Origin of the sequence: Atopobium sp. BS2 (assembly GCF_000565075.1) — a bacterium.
GTDB lineage: Bacteria > Actinomycetota > Coriobacteriia > Coriobacteriales > Atopobiaceae > Lancefieldella.
On sequence record NZ_JDFG01000015.1, the window covers coordinates 1 to 2692 of the forward strand.

The window sequence follows — 2692 nt, forward strand, 5'->3', positions numbered from 1 at the left end:
ACAGGTTTAACTGTAACTTTATTACCATTTTGAACAGCAGAAATACTGCTCATACTCCACCAAGTATCAGAGTGATACATTTCCCAGATTGCCCAGGCATCAGCCCAGCCAATATAGTCAACCTTTGAGTTATCGCCAAGGTCTTTAAACTCAGCTGCATGAGCTGGATTAGAGATAAACTGGTGCTCAACAATTACACCAAGAATACCTTTTTGGCGAGCATAGCGAACAATGCCGTAATAATCGGACTCATCGCCATTCTCGTAATAGTCTGTACCGTCTTTATCGTTGTAGCCACGCTCAGTAGCGCCATCACCTCGGGTGACAATACCCGCTTTTTCTCTCAAGTAATAGTTAATCTTGCCAGCAAGTGCCTGGCCAGCAACGAAAAGATCATGGTTATAGCTAACGTCATGAGGAACTAAGACCTCTGAGCCCGTTGCAGATGCAGGGCCGGCATTGTAGTGAAGCGAGATGATGGCACAAGCGTTTGCATCAACGGCACGCTGAACGCGTGTTTTGAGCGAAGGGTCTTCATGCTCTCCACGAACCACTACAACGGGAACTCCCCACTGCTCAAGATATTTCTTAACGTACATAGCTGTAGCCCAGGCAATATCGCCTTCTTTTAAACCGTAGTACATTGCGCCTGGGTCTCGACCATCTGTACCATCACTGTGGCCAGGATCTAACGCAATTGGTCTTCCTGTTGCACGAGAAAGCGCAACAGCATCACTCAGAGACTGGCTCTGAATTATGTTGCCCTGAGCATCCATAGTTGTGTAGGTAGTTGCATATGCGTTTTGAACTGTTGTTACAAACAATGCCATAACAACAAAGAACAAAACAGCAAGCAATTTACCGCGAGTGTTAAATAAGCTGCGTTTCATGCGGTCCTCCGAAAAGTATTGGTTTACTCCTCTTCATACTTGCTAAAAGTTTACACTAGACTGACACGTCAACAATAAAAAACACAAGCTCACCGCAACTTGATTGGAACTCTGTGATTTTCTCGACACTTGAAGATATTCTTGCAACAGATTTTGAAGCAGCTATTTTTGATTTTGATGGCACAATTGCGCATACACATCATATCTGGAAGCTTGTTGACCAGGAGTTTTTTGAGTCGCGAGGAATCCCTTACACTCCAGAAATTGGCAAGATTCTCTCCCCTCTTGGATTTGAAAAGGGAGCCGAATGGGCAATTGCCTCCTATGGGCTAAAGGAAGATCCAGAAGAAATTGTTGCCGAGTGGAAAGAACTCAGCAAGAGTTTCTTTGTAAACTCCGTGCAGCTTAGACCTGGGGTGGTTGAGTTTATTAACAAGCTCAAAGAAAGAAATATCCCTACAGCACTGGCCACCGTTAACGAGTCAGAGCTGCTTGGCATGCTGGAACCTCGTTTAAACTTATCCGCACTTTTTGATACTCAGGTGTTTGCAGCAGATGTTGGATCTGCAAAAGATGAGCCGTATCTCTATTTAGAGGCTCTTGCTCGCCTTAGAGCTCAAGCCGAAAAAACAATTCTGTTTGAAGACATTCCTCTGGCTCTTCAGACAGGAAATTCTGTTGGCCTTATCACCTGTGCTGTTAATTGTGATGATGAACATCAAGACATCGAGAAACTCTCTGAACATGCTAACTTTACCATTAAGCACTGGTATTAAAGTTCCTAGGTAGCGCCACTATAAAAATGTCGGTGTAACAAAAAAGGAGACCCGAAGGTCTCCTTTTGATGGTAGTGTTCGCAAGTACTAGATCTTGTGGACGCTAGAAGCCTGGAGCTTACCGTTCTGGCCGGTGGTAATCTCAAACTCGACAGGCTGACCCTCGTCGAGAGTCTTGAAACCGTCCATCTGAATCTCGGAGAAGTGTACGAACAAATCGTCGCCATCCTCACGAGAGATGAAGCCGTAACCCTTGTCTGGATTAAACCACTTTACAGTACCCTGAGCCATTTCGTGCCTTTCTTTCTTAGCCCCGCAGGGCAAAACTGCGCCTGTGGAGCGCGATACCGTGACGTTTCGCCACGTGAAATATAATAACCTTAATCAACAACTTATGTGGCGAGAAACCACTCATGGAGATTTTCACACCATCTACCGGTAGAGCCACAGGTAATCAAGCTGTTTTCCAGCATTTATTTATGGATATATCTGCTATTAAACGATTTTTATCTCATTAGTTGAGCATTTTTTCATAGAAGATAGAGAATTTGTATAGGATTAAAGTTACGTCTCAAAAAGTGGTGTAAGGCTATTTCCTTTCTACCTTCTAGCCTACATTATGCCACCTCTCTACAAACTTTAAAGTCGCTATCAATCACTTGTAAGAGGTGGTCGATAGTCTCTTGTGTACACGCTTCTCTCTGAGGGAGTTCTTCAAAGAGAAGAGAGCGTTTGTCCATGAAGTGTGTTGCTACAAACCACTCTTCGTTTTGATTGATACATACAGCTCCTACAAGGCGAAGCATTGCTTGTTTTAAGGGAAATACTCCAACGACACGTGTACGCTTCTTTATCTCTTTGTTGAGTCTTTCACAGAGATTGTTTGTACGTATCCAGTGAGCGTGTTCTTTTGGAAAGTCTAGGTAGGTTAGTACATATGGCTCTGACTCTTCTAGAAGACGTGCTCCTTTTGGATCTATCTTTTCATACACTTCATAGAGGTGCTCAAAGCCTGTGCGTACTAAA

4 protein-coding genes are annotated in these 2692 nt (G+C 43.9%); 1 reads left to right on the forward strand and 3 read right to left on the reverse strand.

The window, feature by feature from the left end; translation table 11 throughout:
- Positions 1–890: N-acetylmuramoyl-L-alanine amidase (locus HMPREF1492_RS02100; RefSeq protein WP_035435449.1), on the reverse strand; the 890-nt coding region annotated here is incomplete at its 3' end.
- Between the two features lie 113 nt (positions 891–1003).
- Between HMPREF1492_RS02100 and HMPREF1492_RS02105 the strand changes: the two genes are divergently transcribed.
- Positions 1004–1666, forward strand: a complete 663-nt coding sequence (locus HMPREF1492_RS02105) for an HAD family hydrolase (protein ID WP_051479361.1) — start codon at positions 1004–1006, stop codon at positions 1664–1666.
- Positions 1667–1753: 87 nt separating this feature from the next.
- Here the strand turns inward: HMPREF1492_RS02105 and HMPREF1492_RS02110 are convergent, their stop codons facing one another.
- Positions 1754–1957: a cold-shock protein gene (locus HMPREF1492_RS02110; protein ID WP_012808976.1), complete on the reverse strand. Its 204-nt coding sequence runs from the start codon at positions 1955–1957 to the stop codon at positions 1754–1756.
- Positions 1958–2283: 326 nt separating this feature from the next.
- A partial coding sequence (locus HMPREF1492_RS02115) for a transposase (RefSeq protein WP_198014334.1) occupies positions 2284–2692 on the reverse strand: 409 nt, incomplete at its 5' end.